Origin of the sequence: Chitinophaga filiformis, assembly GCF_021646545.1 — a bacterium.
Classification (GTDB): Bacteria; Bacteroidota; Bacteroidia; order Chitinophagales; family Chitinophagaceae; genus Chitinophaga; species Chitinophaga filiformis_A.
The window spans coordinates 94,683-113,716 of the sequence record NZ_JAKIRP010000024.1; the positions used below are offsets into that span (position 1 = coordinate 94,683).

Below are 19,034 nucleotides of genomic sequence, written 5' to 3' on the forward strand. Positions count from 1 at the left end.
ATAATAAATGAAAACATCTATTTGGTCCCTTCACTTTCCGTCAGTCATTTACATGTATTTCATTGGCTAACCAGTTTAAATAGTCTTGCAGAGGGCAGGTTATGAAAAGAAAATTTACCCCAACAGAACGGAATGAAATCTTAAGAAGGGCGGCTATCGTAGTACTGGTGCTCCTTTTTTTTATTGTGTTTTTTCATAAACGGATCTTCATAGTGATCAAATCAGGTGAGGCGGGTGTTTTATATACCGTGATGAATGGTACCGATATAACGCGGACGTATGGTGAAGGCCTGCACATTATCAGTCCGTTCAGTACAATGACCATTTACGATGTCAAAACGCAAAAGCTCACGTTCAGTCAGTCTATTATCAGTAAAAATGGCCTTAAGGTAGATCTGCAATACGCCGTATTGTTCAAGCCGGACCGCAATTTCCTGCCCCTGTTGCATCAGCAGGTGGGGGTGGATTATAAGAACACGCTGATCGCGCCCTGTATACAATCCAAGATCAGAAAGGATATAGGCTCACTTAGCCCGGAAGATATCTATATGACGGAAAGAAGCGTCATGGAGAAAAATGAAATAGATAGTCTGAGGAAGATCCTGGTCAACAATAAAGTCCTTATTGAAGGATACTTCATATCAAGCGTAGTGCTGCCTGACTCTGTGAATAAAGCTATTACGGCCGTATACAGCCGGCAGCAACAGAGCGAGGAGTATAATTACAGGCTGGTCATAGAGCGAAAGGAGCGGCAGCGTAAGATCATTGAAGCCCAGGGTATAAGAGATTTCAGTACCATCCTGAATGTGTCGCCTGCTCAGTGGAGGGCGCTCGATGTAACACAGCGACTGGCCATGTCGCCAAACTCAAAGATGATCATTATGGGTAACAATGCAAGCGGCCTGCCTATCATCATGGGAGATCAGTTTACAACAGTGCCCAGCAACACTATCCCCGGAGCTACACCACCTGACCGAAGGAGGTTACAACGATAAAATAATTTTTCATCAGTAAATAAAATTAACATGGCAGAAAATCAACAAATTGAAGTTGCCACCGCTGAGAAAGCAGATGCAAGGGCAATTATCAAAAAGCATGTACTTATTTCTATGGGCGTAGGCGCCGTTCCTATCCCGATAGTGGATGTGGCAGCCGTTACCGGGGTGCAGCTTTCCATGATCAGTAAACTGGCGAGGGCACATGGTGTACAGTTTGCAGAAGATCTGGGCAAATCCCTGCTGGCATCCTTAGTAGGAGGTGTAGGCAGCAAGGCGCTGGTGACCAGCTTCCTGGGAAGTGCGCTCAAGGCCATTCCGGTTGTAGGATCTGCTATTGGCGCCGTTACATTCCCCGCAATTGCCGGTGCTACCACTTACGCTGTAGGAAAAGTGTTTGATAAACATTTTGCTGAAGGCGGTACCATGCTCGATTTCAAACCTAACGATGTAAAAGAATATTTCTCAGAAGAACTCGATAAAGGAAAAGAAGTTGTAACCAACATCACCAAAACAGTCAAGAAACCCTTTACCAGAGGGAAAGGAAGAGATGTGGAACCGGAGTCTGATATTGACATTAACTAACTGACCCCGATTATGTTCAGCATCATATTTAGCCCCTTATTTATCGGTTGGATAATTCTTTCAGTGGTCTGCGGAATTGTCGGTGCCCGCTCGCGCACCGGCTTCTGGGGAGCATTTTGTCTGGCCCTTGTCGCAACCCCTGTTGTGGTACTCGTACTGCTTTATTTGTTTCAGCCGATAAATAAGGGCAAATAATTTTTACATCCTACAAACAACATTAAAGCGATGCGTATTAGCGGCGTACAGCTTTTTATTTTCCCCCACGCGGGTGGAAGCGAGATCTCCTATGTTTCTGTAGAGAAAGAGCTGCTGCCTGAAACTGTGACAGCTACCATCTGTTACGCGGGAAGGGGTAGGAGGATACATGAGCCCTTTCAGAAAGACATGCATGCTATGGCAATGGACTGTATGAAGATAGTGCAGCAGAAAAGAAAGGAAGAACTGCCACTGGTGTTCCTCGGCCATAGCCTCGGTTCTCTCATTGCCTTCGAAACGATGAACTGTATGCGGCATTATGGCGTAAATCTGCCGGAACTGGTGTTCTTTTCCGGGAGAAAAGGGCCCACCGCTACAGAAAGAAGCAACAGGTCTTTATTGCCCGATGAAGAACTGCTGGCCTGTCTTTCCCGCATGGGAGGCATTCCTGAGTCTTTTCTGCAGCATCCGGACTTTCTCTCCTTCTATCTGCCGATCATCAGAAATGACCTCCGCCTGAATGACACCTATTGTTATGAGCAACGTGAATCGTTCGATATACCCTTCGTTGTTATGAATGGAACGGAAGACGAGCATGTAGGCCCCGAGCCTGCGCTTTCATGGAAAGAGCACACGACGGCGGCCTGTTACCAGGAGTGGCTGGAAGGTAACCATTTCTATTTTTCGGATGCCGCAACTTTCAGCCGGACATTATCCAAATACTTCAGTATGCATTTCCCGCATTTGCAGCTGTCCCGCTATAAAGAATGTATTTAACCCTCTATCAACCAATTTAACTATTGTGAAAACAGCAACCCAGTCTACATCCCATGATACGCTTAGCAGTCTACAGAAGTCGTTTCTGATCATCCGGAACCTTGAAAGAAAACTGCAGGAAGAGAAGAACCGTGACCCCTTGTCAGAAGAAATAGCGGTGGTAGGGATGGCGTGTCACCTGCCCGGTGGCATCCGTTCAGTACAGGACTTCTGGGATGCCTTGCTGACGGGGGAAGACCTGATCGCTGACAATGGTTTAACCGCCCGCTGGCAGGACATGGGACAGTCCGAAAGTTCTGTCCATCGCGCTATGCCGCATGCGGGCCTGCTTGACGACATCACATTGTTTGATAACGAATATTTTCACATTTCCCCGGCAGAGGCCAGATATATCGATCCGCAGCAGCGGCAGCTGCTGATGACGGTAGCCAATGCCCTTGCCGATGCAGGTATAGCGCCGGAATCGCTCAAAGGGTCTGATACCGGCGTATTCACCGGCATCAGCGCTTTTGACTACAGCCTGCATATCATGCAGCAGGATGACAAGTACAGGGTGGACCCTTACCTGGGCAGTGGCAATTCGCTCAGTGGCGCCAGCGGCCGTATATCTTACTGTTACGGTTTTCATGGTCCCTGTCTGAGTATCGATACCGCCTGCTCTTCTTCACTTGTAGCTTTGCACCAGGGTGCTGAAAGCCTGAAAAGGCATGAATGCGGGATCGCTATTGTGGGTGGCGTAAACCTGGTATTATCTCCTTATCTGCAGGCCAGCCTTACAGATGCCGGCATGTTATCGCCAGACGGGCGTTGCAAGGCCTTTGATGACAGCGCGAATGGTTATGTGCGTTCTGAAGGTTGCCTGACCGTTGTATTAAAAAGATTATCGGATGCGGTAAAAGACGGAGACCGTATCTATGCATGTATTAAAGGTTCTGCCGTGGCACAGGATGGCGCCAGCGGCGGCCTGACCGTTCCTGACCCTGCGAGCCAGGCGAAGGTGATCCGTAATGCCCTGCGTGCCGCAGGCATGCAGCCGGAAGAGATCAGCTTTATTGAAGGTCATGGTACCGGTACGTCACTGGGCGATCCGGTAGAGGCAGAAGGCTTAAAACAGGTATTCGGCAGCCGTAAAGGAGGAGAGAAGCTGCTGATGGGCTCCGTGAAGAGTAATGTAGGCCACCTGGAAGCGGCCGCCGGACTGGCAGGTTTTATGAAAGCCTGCCTGAGTATCTATCATAGACAATTGCCTCCTCATTTGCATTTCCAGCAGCCGAATCATCATATCGATTGGGAACATATGCCTTTCCGTGTCAATAAACACGTATACGGATTCACAGATAAAGATGCACGTATAAGCGGAGGCGTTAGCTCCTTTGGTTTTACCGGCACTATCGCTCATTGCATAGTGACCGCCTGTGAAGCAACACCTTCCATCAAGGCAAAGCAGCTACCTGCGCCGCATTTCCAGCAGAAGTCGCACTGGCTGGGAAATCTGCCCGGAAAATCTGCCGCTGCTTGTTTTAACATACAGTGGAAGCCACTGACTGCGCTGGAAGAGAAAGGCACCCCGCAGCAATACATATATATCGAAACTGGTGCAGGAACAGCTGTCGTCAGGGAACAGTTCATGCAAAATAATGAGAGCAGTACATTGGCGCCTGAGCAGGTGCTGATGCTGGATAGTATTGTGCCAGCTCCCCGCCCGTACCCGCTTTGCCTGGTATACGATATCAGCACATTGCAGGAGACGGATGCCGGGGAAATGAAACATGTTTACCAGCAGTTACTGCACTTCCTTCAAACTGTACAACAGCTTAGCCATATACCGGAAACCATTCTTTTTATTACCCGTCATGCGTTCAATGCACCGGGCACCAATGATGTAAATGCATTACAATACAGCCTGACCGCTTTCATCAGATCAGCGTCTCTGGAAATGCGTGGCCCCGCTATGCTGGTGCTGGACATAGATACGACGCTGCCAGATCAGGCTTTCATCAACAACTACATACAGCAATCCTATTACAGGGAGATAGCCGGCAGGAATGGCGGGATCTGGTATCCCGCTCTCGGGGTCACAGGACTTTCACCTGCAGTGGAAATTACCTGCGATCCGGATGGTACTTATCTCATCACCGGAGGTAAGGGCTCTTTGGGAGCACACCTGGCCGAGTGGATGCTGCATAAGGGTGCAGGTACGGTAATCGTTACCGGAAGAAGCGCAGGCAGCCCGACGCATAATGATCGTATTGTTTACAAACAACTGGACGTAACGGATGAAAACGCAGTGCGAGACTTCGGTGACTGGCTGCGCATGGAAAGGAAAGTACTGAAGGGCATTGTGCATGCAGCTGGTACGAACAGCCGGTGTTTGCAAAGCAGGATGTCTGCCGATGATATCATGTATGTGGCCGCACCCAAGGTCACAGGTTTGCAGCACCTGACCACTTATCTGCCTTTGGAAGGACTGGATTTCCTGGTGACCTACTCGTCCATTGCCGCCGTGTGGGGATCGGGCATGTTGTCTCATTACGCTGCCGCGAATGCCTATATGGATGCTTTTGTGCTCCAACTCAGGAAACGTGGTATTCCGGCGAAGACCATCGACTGGGGCCCGTGGAAAGACAGCAATATGATGCTTGAAGCGGAGAACAGTGCTGACCTGCTGAAGGAGTCTGGTGTGCCGCCTTTTAATGCAGGCGCGGTACGCAGGGTATATGCTTCTCTGCTGGTAGCAGATGCTCCGCAGCTGGTGTATGTATGCCTTGACAATGCCCGTTTTATTGCGATGATGGAAATGCAGGGCGCTATGGCCTTCTGGGAGAATCTGCGGCCTGTGGAAGAGGCAGTGGAAACGCCGGCAGCAGGAAAGACAGATCTGTCATTGATCGCAGATGATGTAGAAAGAGAAGACATCATAAAACAGGAATTACTCCGGCTGGTGAAACAGGTGCTGGCAATCGGCGATGATGAACAGGTAGACCTCAGCAGGAGCTTCAGTGATATGGGTATGGACTCTATCCTGCTGGTGAAATATGTACAGTGCATCAATGCACAGTTGGGACTGAACGCAACCACCAATATGCTGTTCAATTATCCCACCATCAATGGCTTGTCGGTTTATGTGAACAGCCGTTTTAAAAAGGCTGTGACAGCACCGGTAAAAGCAACCATCAGCAGTCTCTATGATATGAGTGATGAGGAGGTATTAAAAATGGTTAGTGAAGAAATGCAAAAATATTAAGCACCCTATGGAAAATATTGAGCTGGTAAAAAAGTTATACGAAAGGCTGAAGATAGCGGAAGAACGTATCGTAACGCTGGAGAAAAAGGAGGACATGCCTGTTGCCATTGTTGGCATGTCCTGCCGTTTTCCCGGCGCGGAAAATATAGCGGCATTCTGGGATAATCTGTGCCAGGCTAAGGACGCCGTTGCCGAAGTGCCGGCAACACGCTGGAATGCGGCGCGCTTTTATGATAAGAACCCTGATGCGCCAGGCAAGTCTTATTGCACCAAAGGCGCTTTTATTGATGATGTAAAAGGATTTGATGCGGCCTTTTTCCGGATCAATCCTGCCGAGGCCAGGCAGATGTCGCCTCAGCAGCGTATACTGCTGGAAACCACCTGGCAGGCGCTGGAAGCAGCGAACATCCCGCCGGGTAGTCTGAACGGTACAGACACTGCAGTATTCCTGAGTATATCTGACGATCAGTACAGACACCTTGCAGCAGGTGGGAATGTGGACGGTATCTCACATTTCTCTGTAACAGGTAATGCGATATCTACCGCTGGTGGAAGGATCGCTTATCAGCTGGGACTGACCGGTGCAAACATGGTGGTTGATACCGCCTGTTCTTCTTCCCTGGTAGCGGTCGACCTCGCGGTACGCGAGCTCCGTTCCGGTAAGACCAACGTTGCCATAGCCGGTGGGGTGAACCTTTTCCTGACACCTTTCGGACATATCTCTCTTTCCAAAACCAGGGCCCTCTCAGAAGACGGGCGTTGTAAAGCGTTCGATGCATCGGCAGATGGATACGGACGCGGCGAAGGATGTGGTATAGTGGTGCTGAAAAGATATGATGACGCGGTGAAAGATGGCGATCATATTATCGCCGTAATCAAAGGGACGGGGGTAAATCAGGATGGCGCGAGTAATGGTATGACGGCGCCGAATGGACTGGCGCAGGAAAGATTGTTACAATCAGTGCTCAATAAAGCGAATGTAGATCCTACCGATGTGCTGTACGTAGAAACACATGGTACAGGTACTAAACTCGGCGATCCTATTGAAGCAGAGGCATTGCAACAGGCTTATATCAGGGACAATAAACGGAAACATCCGCTCTACATAGGTAGTGTGAAGACCAATATTGGTCACCTGGAATCGGCTGCTGGTATTGCGGCGCTGATAAAAACGGCCTTATGCCTGTATCATAAAAAAATACCGGCCAGCCTGCACTATCACAACCCTAATCCTGTTATCAGCTGGCATGAGCAGGTAAAAGTGGCGACAAGACTTATTGATATGCCGAAAGCCGAAAATCGTCTGGCAGCAGTCAGCTCATTTGGGTTCAGTGGCACGAATGTGCATATGATATTGCAGGCGGCAGAACAGGAGTATAGTAATCCCTATCCGGATGAATGTGCAGTGTTACTGCTCTCTGCCCGTTCTGCAAAAGCGCTGAAGAAGCTGGCAGCGGCATATGTTGATTATCTTGGGAACACAGCCGCTGCTTTGCCTGATATAGCTTATACAGCCCTGCATTGCAGGGACCATTTCGAAGAGCGGGTAGCAGTGATAGCGGAAGATAAGCCGGCGGCTGCGCGATTGCTGGAGTTGCTGATAACCGGCGCTGATGAAAGACTATTCGTATCACCCGGAATGACACACAGTCATTGCACATTGCTGCAGGAAGACGCACAGCAGTTCCTGTCGGGTAAAAAAGAACATAACTATTCGCTACGCGGTACGCAGGTACCTATTCCTGTTTATCAGTTTGATCATGAAGAGTTCTGGGTGGACGACAGTCTGTACCGCTCAGCCGAAGGGCCCACCCATGAAGTGGCTAAGGCTACACCTGCGGTAGCGGTGGAAGACGCGTCAATTGCATTGTACGTGGACAGGATCGTTGGGGAGATCACAGAAATGAACGCGGGCACATTTGGAGACGCGGATGATTTCTTTGGCATGGGCATGGACTCTATTATGATCATGCACCTGCGCGAACGCATCCTTGAAGATAAGCAGGTGAATATTGACATATCCCTGTTTTATGACAAACTAAATACACCCGGTAAATTAAAAGAATATCTGTTGGCGGCAGCACCCGGCGCCTTGACAGTAAAGAAGACAGTGGAAGCTGCTTTTGTACCTTATAAAGTGCCGGAGATAACAGCAGATCAGACTACAGATGGCAAAGACGCTGCATTACAGGCTTTGGTGAATGATGTAGTAAAGAACAGCAGCAGCTCCAAACAACAGACACAAGCTTACCGCCAGTACCTGGCTAATAACCGCAACATAGCAGGCTTTAAGCCCCGCTGGAAAGAGATGGTATACCAGCCGGTGGCCGCAAAAGCGGAAGGGGCTTATATATGGGATAGCGAAGAGCATCGCTACCTCGATTTCACCATGGGATTTGGCGTACACCTCTTCGGTTACAACCCCTCATTTGTCAATCAACATCTGCAGGAAGTACTTGAAAATAAATTGTTTCTCGGTGCTTTGAGTCCGCGGGCAGGGGAACTGGCCATGCGCATCTGTAACATCACCGGCAACGAGCGTGCGGCCTTTTATAACACAGGAACAGAAGCTGTGATGGTGGCCCTCAGGCTGGCCAGGGCCGTGACGCAGAAGAACAGGATCGTGCTCTTCTCCGGTTCCTATCATGGCACCTTTGATGGCATACTGGCGCGGCAGGGCAAAGACATCTATGGCGAACCGCTGGCGCCGGGTGTGAGCACTTCGGTTAGTCAGGATGTGCTGGTATTGCGTTATGGTAATGAGGAAGACCTGGAAGTGATTGCAGGCATGGCGGAAGAAATCGCAGCTGTACTGGTAGAGCCGGTGCAGAGCCGCCGGCCGGATTTCTTCCCCGAACAATTCCTGCAGCAGCTGTCAGGCATTACAACACAGCACAACATTGCGCTGATATTTGATGAAGTGATATCCGGGTTCAGGTTTGCCATCAATGGCATTCGTGCCTTTACAGACGTAAGGCCTGATATTTCTGTATATGGTAAGATCATCGGTGGTGGAGTACCCATCGGTGTAGTGGCAGGAAAGAGGCGTTTCCTGGATGCTGTGGATGGCGGCTTCTGGACTTACGGCGATCAGTCACATCCTACAGTGATGAATACGTTTGTAGCAGGTACTTTCTGTCACCATCCTCTGGCCATGGAAGCAGGTATCCATGTATTGAACCACCTGGAAGCCAACCCTGACATCTACCGGCAGCTGGAGCAAACCACCGGTAGCATCTGCGAAGAATTGAACACCTTCTTCAAAAGCAGGCATCTGCCTGTCAGCATGGTGCATTTCGGATCACTGTTCCGTTTTGTGCTGAAAGGTAATTACGAACTGTTGTTCTATAAACTGCTGGCGAAAGGTATCTATATCTGGGAAGGCAGGAACTGTTACGTGTCCACCGCGCATACTGCTGCCGATATCCGTTACCTGATCGATGCGGTAAAAGAAAGTTGTATGGAGTTGCTGCAGGACGAATTGATCACCGCAACGGAAGAAGAAGCGTTGCCTGAAATAAGACTCTCTGCTGCGCAGCAGAACATCTGGTGGGCATGGCAACTGCAGCAGGAATCGGCATTGTTTAATCTGTCGGAAACCATGTTGATTGAAAATGGTTTCCTGCCTGATAAATTCGAAGCAGCCTGCCACCTGCTGACGCAAAGACATGAAATATTACGCACTGTCTTCTATGAAAAAGACGGTGTGCCCTGGCAGCGAACCGTATCTGACAGGCAATTCAGGCTTACCTGGATGGACCTGCCGGAAGACGACAGTGCAGCAGAACAGCTGCTGCAGGAGAAGGGCCAGGAGCCTTTCAGGCCGGATGACGACTGGTTATGGCGGGTGGCAGTCAGTGAAAGGAAGAATGGCGCATACCTGGTGACGATCACCCTGCACCATATCATTTGTGATGGGTGGTCCATGGAGGTGCTTTTCAATGACCTGATCGATCTGTACAATGCATTGATAAAAGAAGAGACCATTAAAGGTGTTGGTGCATTACAGTACCGGCACTATGTGCAGGAAGAGCAGGAAAGTATGCAGAATGAAGCGCTGCGTACCTTTTGGCAGCAACAGGTGAAAGATATTGAATTACTGCATATTCCGGGATCGACCACTGAAGGTGCCCCGGGAAATGGAGAGTTCTCGTTGACGATCAAGGGCCAGCATTACGCCGGTATCCGGCAGCTGGCCACTGATCTTAATCTGAGCGTGTTTACCATCATCACAGCGGTGACCCAGTTACTGTTATACAGTTATACCGGCGCAACAGACATTACCACCGGCACGCCTGTTACAGGTCGAAGCAAGGCGAAGTGGCATAAGCTCATAGGGCATTTCCTTAATATACTGGTACTGCGTACGCAGCTTAAAAAAGAAGAGACCTTCACTGAACTGCTGCAAAGACTCAAGCTACACCTGCTGGAGATGTTCGAGAAGCAGGATTACTCTTTCGAAACACTAAAAAACGAGTGCTGGGACCGGCGTGATGGCGAACAGCATCCCTTCTTTGAAATAGAAATATCACTGCAGAACTTCAGGCTGAAGCGGCACCATACTTCGAGGGACTTTAGTGGCTTGTCGGTGAACACGTTGAAGGGATTGTCCGTAGACCCGAGAAAGTACCCGATGGAATTCCGCTTTGATGAAGGGCATGACGATATCGAGCTGCAGATACATTACGATACTGGTCGCTATCCCGCAGCATTGGTGAAGGAAATGCTGGAAGACTGGCAGTTGTTACTGGAGCTGGCCTGTACAGGCAGAGACGAATCGCTGGCCGCATTGACAGGAAAGCTGAAGGAACTCCGTGCCGGCAGAACTAAACAGGCATTGCATTCCCGCCGTAGTGAGAACTTTTTGAAATTAACCACAACAAAATAAACTCCCCATGCAGTTTCAGAGACAGCAATTTTCATTAAAAGATGTGAAACCAAAACCCATTGATCTGGCGGGTGACCTCATTGATAAAACACCAGGTTTCCCTGTGCGTTACGAACCCGCTATGGATGGCGTCTCGTTAAGATCATGGCTGGCTGGGCACCAGGATGAAGTGGCGGAAGATCTGAAAGTGCATGGCGCTATCTTATTCAGAGGTTTTGACGTGCCGGACAGAAATGCGTTCCAGGATGTAATGGGGGCGTTTAATGAAGAATTCCTTTCTTATAAAGACCGCTCTTCCCCACGAACGGAAGTAAAAGAGAACCTGTACACGTCTACAGAACATCCGGCTGATCAGGTCATTAATATGCATAACGAATTGTCTTATTCTCATACCTGGCCGCTGAGGATCGCTTTTTATTGTTCCAAAGAGCCAGCTGAGAAAGGCGAGACACCTGTGGCGGATGTACGCAAAGTATTGCAACGCCTGCCTGCGGAACTGGTAAGCGTGTTCAAAGAAAAGGGAATACTATACCGAAGACTGCTGCAGAAGGGCGTAGGCTTATCGTGGCAGGAAGTATTCCAGACAGAAGACCGCGCAGTGGTGGAGGAACATTGTAAAGCATATGGACAGGAATTTACCTGGAGCGGTAATGACCGGCTGGAGATCAGGTGGCGCCGTCCGGCTGTGAGAACGCACCCGGTCACCGGAGAAGATATCTGGTTCAACCACGGATACTTCTTCAATTTCCTGGCCCTCGCGCCCGAGATAAGGGCTGCCTTTTCCAGCAGTGATGAATTGCCTTTTAATACCTATTACGGAGATGGTTCTTCTATCGAAGCCGAATACCTGGAGCTTATTCACGCCGCCTACCAGGAGGAGTGTGTCTATTTTCCATGGAAAAGAAAGGATATCCTGCTGATGGATAATATGCTGGTTGCGCATGGGCGTAATTCTTTCAAAGGTGCGCGAGAGATCAATGTAATCATGATGAAACCTATCAGATAATAATGGAGCGTTTACCCGATGCAATCATCCTTCCTGTTACTGAAACACAGAAAGGATATTTTCAACAACACATATCCCAGCAGCCAGTTACTTTCTCCTGGCAGATCAATTGTGAGCCGGTACAGGACATGAAAGCGCTTGCGTCAGCGCTGCGGCAGCTTTTTCAAAAGCAGGAAGCCCTGCTGGTACGCTTCGTAAATCAGCCTGACATGGTTTACCCTTTGCAGGAGATCGGTACTGCGGAAGATGGACACATACATATTTTCCTTGAAGCACAGCGCAAAGATGCCCGCTCATTTTCAAATGATAGTAAACAGTATCTTGAACAGTTAAGTGAGCTGGTGGTGTTTGCCGCCTCACGCGACAGTGAAGACGCTTGTTATCATGCCTACCTGCAGCTGCCTTTTGGTGTTGCGGATTTTCATAGTATAGGTAAGTTGTGCAGTGCCATACAACATGTCTTTTCTGCTAAGCCGGCGGCTGATGCAGCTATATCTTATTCACAATACGTAAGCTGGCAGGCGGAGACGCTAAAACAGCAGCCGGAGGAAATAACCAACTGGTTCAAACAACAGCTGCCCACCCGCGTAAAAGCGACACCGTTTTTATTTGAAACAGCAGGTGTTACGGATAAACCGGTATATGAAAGCACCGCTGTCAACCGGAAAGGAAGGGCGTTGCAGCTAGAGGTGGAAAGGATAGGGTTTTCCGTGAGGGATTGCTGCTATGGCATCTTCAGTATCCTGTTAAGTCATTTTACCAGCAGGGACCTTGTGACACCCGGCGTAGTGCTCAGCGGCAGGGTGTATGACGAATTGGATAATACAGTGGGGCTTATCGACCAGGTGGTTCCATTACCACTGACATGGGAGGACAGGTTTAAATTGCTGGTCAACACGATCTCTCAGCTAATGGGAGAGCGTCAATCTGTAGCTGAATATTTCAGCCATGAATTTATACAGGAAGTTTCCGGTAGTGGATTGCCTTATGTGGTGCAGTACGTACAACTGCCTGATGATGTCGTGCATTACAGTGACTGGCAGGTGATACTTCCTGGTGTGGCATTGCAGCTGGACATCCTGGATACACAGGATGGATTGGCTACCCGCTGGATTTTTGACAGTACGCGGTTCAGCCGGCCTGCGGTAGAACAGATAGACCGCGTATTGCAAAAGCTGCTGGACCTCGCTGCAGTTAATCCGAAACAGCTCACAAACATTAATTTACTGGCGGATGAAACGCCTGTTGATATAGATCTTCCGACCACTGCACAACAGGACTTTATCACCCTGTTTCAGGCAAGCTGCCGGCAGTACCCCGACGCAGTGGCCATTGTGGAGGGCGACATAACATATACCTATAGCGCATTGGAACAGTTGGCCAATAAACTGGCGCTTGTGCTGATGAAAGAAAAGGGTGTACAGCCCGGAGATATTGTAGCTATCAGTGCGCCGAGAAGTGCCCGGGTGCTTATTGCCCTCATTGCCATTATGAAGGCAGGAGCAGCTTTCCTGCCACTGGACAGGTCACAGCCGGCAGTCAGGGTACGGGCTATTCTGGATGATGCGGCCCCGGTGCTTGTGCTGACGGAGAATGCAGATGACAGGATCGGTTGTTCGATAGCGGCCTTGCTGGAGACAGCAGACAGCGTATCTGGTGAGATGGCGTATCCGCAACTGGATGGCGAAGCGCTTTCTTATGTGATCTATACGTCTGGTACGACAGGCAAACCAAAGGGTTGTATGTTGTCAGTGAATAATCTGTCGCATTACTTACACTGGTGCGCCAAAACCTATACTAAAGAAACCATCTGCGGCAACTTCCCCTGGTTTACGCCATTGTCCTTTGACCTTACCATCACCGGCATCTTTTTGCCGCTGATAACCGGAAAGAAGGTGGTGGTATTTCCGGAGGAATTACAGACAGACCTCATCCTGCAGCAATGTTTTTCAGGAAAGTATGGCGTTGACAGTATTAAACTGACGCCTTCGCATATCAGTCTCTTAAAACACCTGGAACTGACAGAAACGCCTATACAGGTGGTGATCACAGGAGGAGAGCAGTTACAGGGTTCGCAGGCAGCGGCCTTGTTCCGGCTGAACAAAGACATTTTGCTATTCAATGAATACGGGCCAACGGAAGCTACTGTTGGCTGCATAGTGAAGCTTATCAGTCCTGACGATCAGCTGATCACCATAGGACGTCCGATAGATGGGATGCATGCGTGCATCCTCAATAATGCGGGACAGCCGCTATTGCCGGGATTGGCCGGAGAACTGTTCCTGGCAGGTAAGGGAATTGCCATGGGCTATCTCAACAACCAGGCCTTGACAGATGAGAAGTTTATACTGTCAGGTAATGATCGGGTGCTTTACAGAACCGGCGACCTTGCCCGGCAATTGCCGGACGGAGAGCTGGTGTTCCTGGGCAGGATGGACCAGCAGCTGAAGATCCGCGGATACCGTATAGAAGCAGAGGAAATCATACACCATTTACAATATATTCCGGGCGTAAGGGCGGCACATGTACTGGCGGAGCAGCATGGGGATGACCCCGAGCTGGCGCTGTTCTTTGAGGGCGATGCAGCCATCGCGGCTGTGGCAGCGTTGCTGAAAACGCATCTGCCGGCATACATGGTGCCGCAACATTTTTATAGGGTGAAGCAAATACCACTTACCATCAATGGAAAAGTGGATACCAAACGGCTGTTGTCCCATAGCTTAACCATTAAAGAAGACACAAGACCTTATGAAGCCCCTGTTAACGATACCGAAGAACAGATAGCGGCTATCTGGAAGGAGCTGTTGCAGGTGGAGCAGGTGGGCAGGCATGACCACTTTTTTGCTTCCGGCGGACAAAGCATCAAGGCTTCGGCATTGGTGGCCCGTTTAAACAGGCATTTTAAGGCCGGATTTTCGCTGAAAGATATTTTTGACTATCCGGTATTGTCCGAACAGGCAATACGCGCTGTAAAAGCTAAAAAGGCCCTTTTAACGGATCCTGTAGAGCTGCCCTTGCGCGAATCGTATGAATTGTCGGGGCAGCAGCTGCGGATCTGGACAGAACACAAGGGGGTCCGTTTTTCTACTGCCTACAACATGCCTGTTGCCTACCGGATCCACGGTCCGTTTTCGGTACAGCGTTTTGTGGCTGCCTTTGAGAAGGTCATTGAACGTTTTGAATCATTGCGCACCACCTTTGTTTGCGGAGACGATGGTATACCCAGGCAGGTGATCCATCGTGATACGGCTTTTGTCTATCACTATGAAGAGGGACCTGTTGATGTTGAAACAGTGTGCCGGCAGCATGCGCAGCTGCATATACTGCTGGATGTGCTCCCGCTGTACAGAATAGCCTTGTACAAACTGGCTCAGGAAGAATGGCTGTTGCTGATCAACCTGCATCATATAATTGCGGACGGATTGTCGGAAGAGATCCTGTTTGCGCACTTACTGAAGGAATATGATGAGTTGAACGTACATGACACTTCCTCCGGTTTGCAGTATAAAGAGTACGCGGCCTGGCAGAACAGCCTGCAGCAGGACAAGGCAGCCCGTGATTACTGGCTACAGCAATTCAGGGACCCGCTGCCTGTGGCGGCATTAACGGCTCCTGCGAATAGTAGCCGTCAGCAGCAGACGATGGCCGGCAGTCACAGCATAACATTGGGAAAGACGCTTTCAGGCAGGATACTGGCGTTCTCGAAGGAGAGAAAGATCACCGTCTTCCCGTTATTGCTGTCGATAGTAGATATGTTATTATACCGCTATGGCGGTGGCAACGACAGGGTGCTGGCCATCCCGGTAGATAATCGCCTGCACGAAGCTTTTATGCAACAGGTAGGTTTTTTCCTGAATACACTGCTCTTAAGAAATGAGCTTGATCCTAAGGCATCCTTTCATCAGTTAACTGACAGGTGGAGCCGTCGCCTGGCCGAAGGCCTGGAGCACCAGCAATATCCTTATGAGCTACTGGCAAAAGAACTGGTGGCGCTGCACGGCATCTCCGGCGATAGCCTGTTCCATGTACTGGTCAATTTCCAGGAAAGGCAGCAGGGTAATACCATTGAAACAAATGAACTAAGGTTGGAGAAACTGCCGTACGACGGGCATACACAGGCCAAAGTGGGACTGGCATTCAACTTTTCTCAGCATAAGGATGAACTGAGCCTCACGGTCGACTATGACAGCACCCGTTATGAAGCGTCTTTCATCCGCCAGCTATTAAGGCATTGCCTCTTCCTGGCAGGGCAGCTGATAGACCAGGCAGAAAGCGCTGTGGGAACAGTGAGTATGCTTTCGCCCGACGAAGTGGCGCAATGGAAGAAGTGTGGTACAGGGCCTGTTGTCAATATCGCACCCGCTGAAACGATCATTTCCCGCTTCCGTCAGGTGGCGGAACAATATCCCGACTGCACGGCTATTGTTGACCAGGGCAGGAGGGTGAGCTATCGTACGCTGTTAAAACGAGTGTTGACCATGGGTATGGGCGGGATACTGCCCGGTCAGATCGTGCCGGTGCTGGCGGCGCGTAATGAACTGACGGTAACGGCTATGCTGGCCATTATGAACCGTGGGGCGATATACCTGCCTGTCGACGTGAAATTGCCGGAGGAAAGGGTCCTGGCTATCATTAGAGAATGCGGTGTACAGGTTGTGCTGAATACCTCCGGGCAAGCCTACGAGCTGAAAGATATTGCCGTACTGACACCTACGTTTACCAGCAGGGAGAGCCAGCCGGTACGCATTACAGGAGAAGTACCTGCTTATATGATCTTCACTTCCGGTTCTACCGGTAAGCCTAAGGGACTCAGCATATCCCATACAGGGTTGTTAAACACCATCACTGCGCAGATCGCGGGATTTGGCGTGAGCCAGGATGATCATTGTCTTTGGTTCTCATCACCCGGTTTTGATGCATCCCTGTCGGAAGTATGCCTGGCACTATTATCCGGGGCCGCTTTATATACAGCTGGTCCTGAGCTGATCAATAACCAGTATGTATTCCTCGACTGGCTCACAAACAGTGGCATCTCGGTAGCCACCATTCCCCCGGCTTACCTGTCTGCATTACCGGCAGCGCTGCCAGCTACCCTACGTGTGCTCATTGCTGCGGGAGAGGCCCTGCCTGAAAGGACAGGACTTGCACTGGCCGGTCAGCATATGCTGTTCAATGCATATGGTCCTTCGGAGAATGCTATCTGTACCACTTTCACCCGGATCTATCCTGCAGATCACCTGATGCCTATAGGTATGCCGATAGCCAATGTGCAGGTAAAAGTACTGGATGCTGACCAGCAACCGGTGCCTGCAGGGGTAACAGGAGAACTACATATTACGGGCGTCGGACTGGCGAAAGGGTACTACAATAATGAAACAGAAACTGCATTACGTTTTTATAAAGCTGGAGAGGAGACATGGTACCGTACGGGGGACTTCGTACGTTGGCTCGATGATGGCAGGATGGCCTTTGTGGGGAGGAAAGACGAGCAGGTAAAGATCAATGGCAACAGGGTAGAGCTGGAAGACATCCGGCATTGCCTGACTGCCCACCACCTGGTGAAAGATGCCGTGGTAGTATACAGGGCATTTGAAGGGACTGCACATCCCATACTGGTGGCGTATGTTGTGCCGGAAAATGCTACCTGCGACAGCGATATGCTGATGGCGTATGCCAGGACGGTATTGCCGGCTTATATGGTGCCTTCTTTCTTTATCACCGTACCGCTTATACCGCTTACCGGCAATGGAAAGAAAGACAGCAGCAACCTGCCTTCGCCTGTTATTCATGAGCAGGGGCATACCGCTGGGCCGCTATCAGAAAGTGAGCAGATGATAGCTATGCTGTATACTGGCCTGCTAAGTACACTTGCCGACCGGCATACACATTTCTTTGCCGCCGGTGGTAACAGTCTTCGCGCTATTCAGCTTATTTCGGCTATCTACAAGTTATCTGAAAAGTCTGTCACACTGGGAGAGCTTTACAGGCATCCACAGGTAAAGGAACTGGCCCTCCTGCTTGATCAGAAAACGCCGGAGCTTTCTTACGAAAAGTATCTGGAGGAGAATGAATGGTACAGGGCTACTCCTATGCAGCAGCGCATATGGGCTGATATGGAGGTGAGCGGCGGAGGCAAATATCTCATGAAGGGGTCCTTTGAGTTGAGTGGTCCGCTGGATGAGGCCCGTTTCAGCAAAGCGCTTCGCCATGTGCTGGAAGTTCATGGTATGCTGAGATGCCGCTTCCGGGTATCCGGAGAAGGCCTGCAATATAAACTGTTCCCTGTAGATGAAAGTCAGATACAGTATGGTGATGGCTCCAGTGTGGAGATGAACCCTGAGCAGGATCCCGTATGCCGGTTGTTCTTACAACAACATGATCAGGACCGTTACGTGTTCACATTTGTGTTACATCATCTTATTGCAGATGCATGGAGTATCAAGGTACTCATGACAGCCATCCTCGACCATTATGGGAATGCGCTACAGTATAAAGAAATTACACCCTATAGTAAATATGCACAAAGTATCAGTCAGCTGCTGCCCGTTAAAACCGACAGGGTTGCACTGGCCCGTCATTGCCTTTTGAAAGAAAAACAGGAGGTAAATACAGCAGAACAGGGCACCGGGTATTTCAGGCAGATATTTCATAAGTATTCAGGTGACACCATCACGGAGTTGTCTGCGCAATACAAGGTATCTCCCTTTGCACTGATCACCGGCTTACAAACGCTGGCATTTATGGATGATGCGGTGCAACCGGTATTGACGGTGTTTGCGCCGCTTCACGGACGCTTTGATCCGGCCTGGTACAATACGGTGGGGCTGTTCATGAACGTAGTGCCCTTCACTATCTACAAGCAGTTATATACACATATATCAGACCTGATCGAGCATGTGCAGGCACAGTGTACTGCTTATCTTGAGCAGCCTGAAAGGTATGTGGCGCAATGGGTACCGGCTGGCGCAGAAGAAGTGGAGGGCCGGGGCATCCTGGAAATTCATATAGATGATTTAGAAGGGCATTACCGGGATGAAGCTGTAACGCCACCGGATATTACTATTCGCCCGCTTCATACTGCCATGAGCAGAAAGTTCAGCATGGAAATACATTTTACCTCAGACAGCCAGGGACTTTCAGCAGAATGCCTGTATGATCAGGGCGCCTACAGCGGAAAGTCCGTACAACGGGGCATCGCGCGGTTTGAACAGATGCTGTCTGCACTTAGCAGTGAACCTTCACAAACGATGATTGCCCTGGAACTTCAATTACATAACACGGAAAAGAACTTGATGCAGTCCGCACAACAGGACAGCATCCGTAGCTTCCTCAAAAAGAATTAAG

At 49.8% G+C, this 19,034-nt stretch carries 7 protein-coding genes; all 7 read left to right on the plus strand.

Annotation, left to right across the window (positions count from 1 at the left end; genetic code table 11):
• Positions 1–101: 101 nt before the first annotated feature.
• The 7 genes from L3C95_RS33230 (at position 102) to L3C95_RS33260 (ending at position 19,033) form a co-directional block, all read left to right on the plus strand.
• Positions 102–995 carry a prohibitin family protein gene (locus L3C95_RS33230; protein ID WP_236394974.1) on the plus strand — a complete coding sequence of 298 codons (894 nt, stop codon included), beginning with the start codon at positions 102–104 and terminating at the stop codon, positions 993–995.
• Positions 996–1,025: 30 nt separating this feature from the next.
• Positions 1,026–1,580, plus strand: coding sequence for a YcjF family protein (locus L3C95_RS33235; protein WP_236394975.1), 555 nt, complete (start codon positions 1,026–1,028; stop codon positions 1,578–1,580).
• A gap of 225 nt (positions 1,581–1,805) precedes the next feature.
• Entirely contained in the window at positions 1,806–2,552 is a 747-nt protein-coding gene (locus tag L3C95_RS33240; protein ID WP_236394976.1) for a thioesterase II family protein, read from the plus strand.
• Positions 2,553–2,577: 25 nt separating this feature from the next.
• Positions 2,578–5,796, plus strand: a complete 3,219-nt coding sequence (locus L3C95_RS33245) for a type I polyketide synthase (protein ID WP_236394977.1) — start codon at positions 2,578–2,580, stop codon at positions 5,794–5,796.
• Between the two features lie 7 nt (positions 5,797–5,803).
• A complete protein-coding gene (locus L3C95_RS33250; RefSeq protein WP_236394978.1) occupies positions 5,804–10,684 on the plus strand; it encodes an aminotransferase class III-fold pyridoxal phosphate-dependent enzyme in 4,881 nt (1,626 codons plus the stop codon).
• A gap of 7 nt (positions 10,685–10,691) precedes the next feature.
• Positions 10,692–11,690: a TauD/TfdA family dioxygenase gene (locus L3C95_RS33255; RefSeq protein WP_236394979.1), complete on the plus strand. Its 999-nt coding sequence runs from the start codon at positions 10,692–10,694 to the stop codon at positions 11,688–11,690.
• 2 nt (positions 11,691–11,692) lie between these two features.
• Positions 11,693–19,033 (plus strand): non-ribosomal peptide synthetase, encoded by a 7,341-nt coding sequence (locus L3C95_RS33260; RefSeq protein ID WP_236394980.1) that lies wholly within the window; start codon positions 11,693–11,695, stop codon positions 19,031–19,033.
• Position 19,034 lies beyond the last annotated feature (1 nt).

Excerpts from the sequence above, each read along its gene's own strand:
- L3C95_RS33255 (WP_236394979.1), top strand. The coding sequence starts at position 10,692 with ATGCAGTTTCAGAGACAGCAATTTTCATTAAAAGATGTGAAACCAAAA.
- L3C95_RS33260 (WP_236394980.1), top strand. The coding sequence starts at position 11,693 with ATGGAGCGTTTACCCGATGCAATCATCCTTCCTGTTACTGAAACACAG.
- L3C95_RS33230 (WP_236394974.1), top strand. The coding sequence starts at position 102 with ATGAAAAGAAAATTTACCCCAACAGAACGGAATGAAATCTTAAGAAGG.
- L3C95_RS33235 (WP_236394975.1), top strand. The coding sequence starts at position 1,026 with ATGGCAGAAAATCAACAAATTGAAGTTGCCACCGCTGAGAAAGCAGAT.
- L3C95_RS33240 (WP_236394976.1), top strand. The coding sequence starts at position 1,806 with ATGCGTATTAGCGGCGTACAGCTTTTTATTTTCCCCCACGCGGGTGGA.
- L3C95_RS33250 (WP_236394978.1), top strand. The coding sequence starts at position 5,804 with ATGGAAAATATTGAGCTGGTAAAAAAGTTATACGAAAGGCTGAAGATA.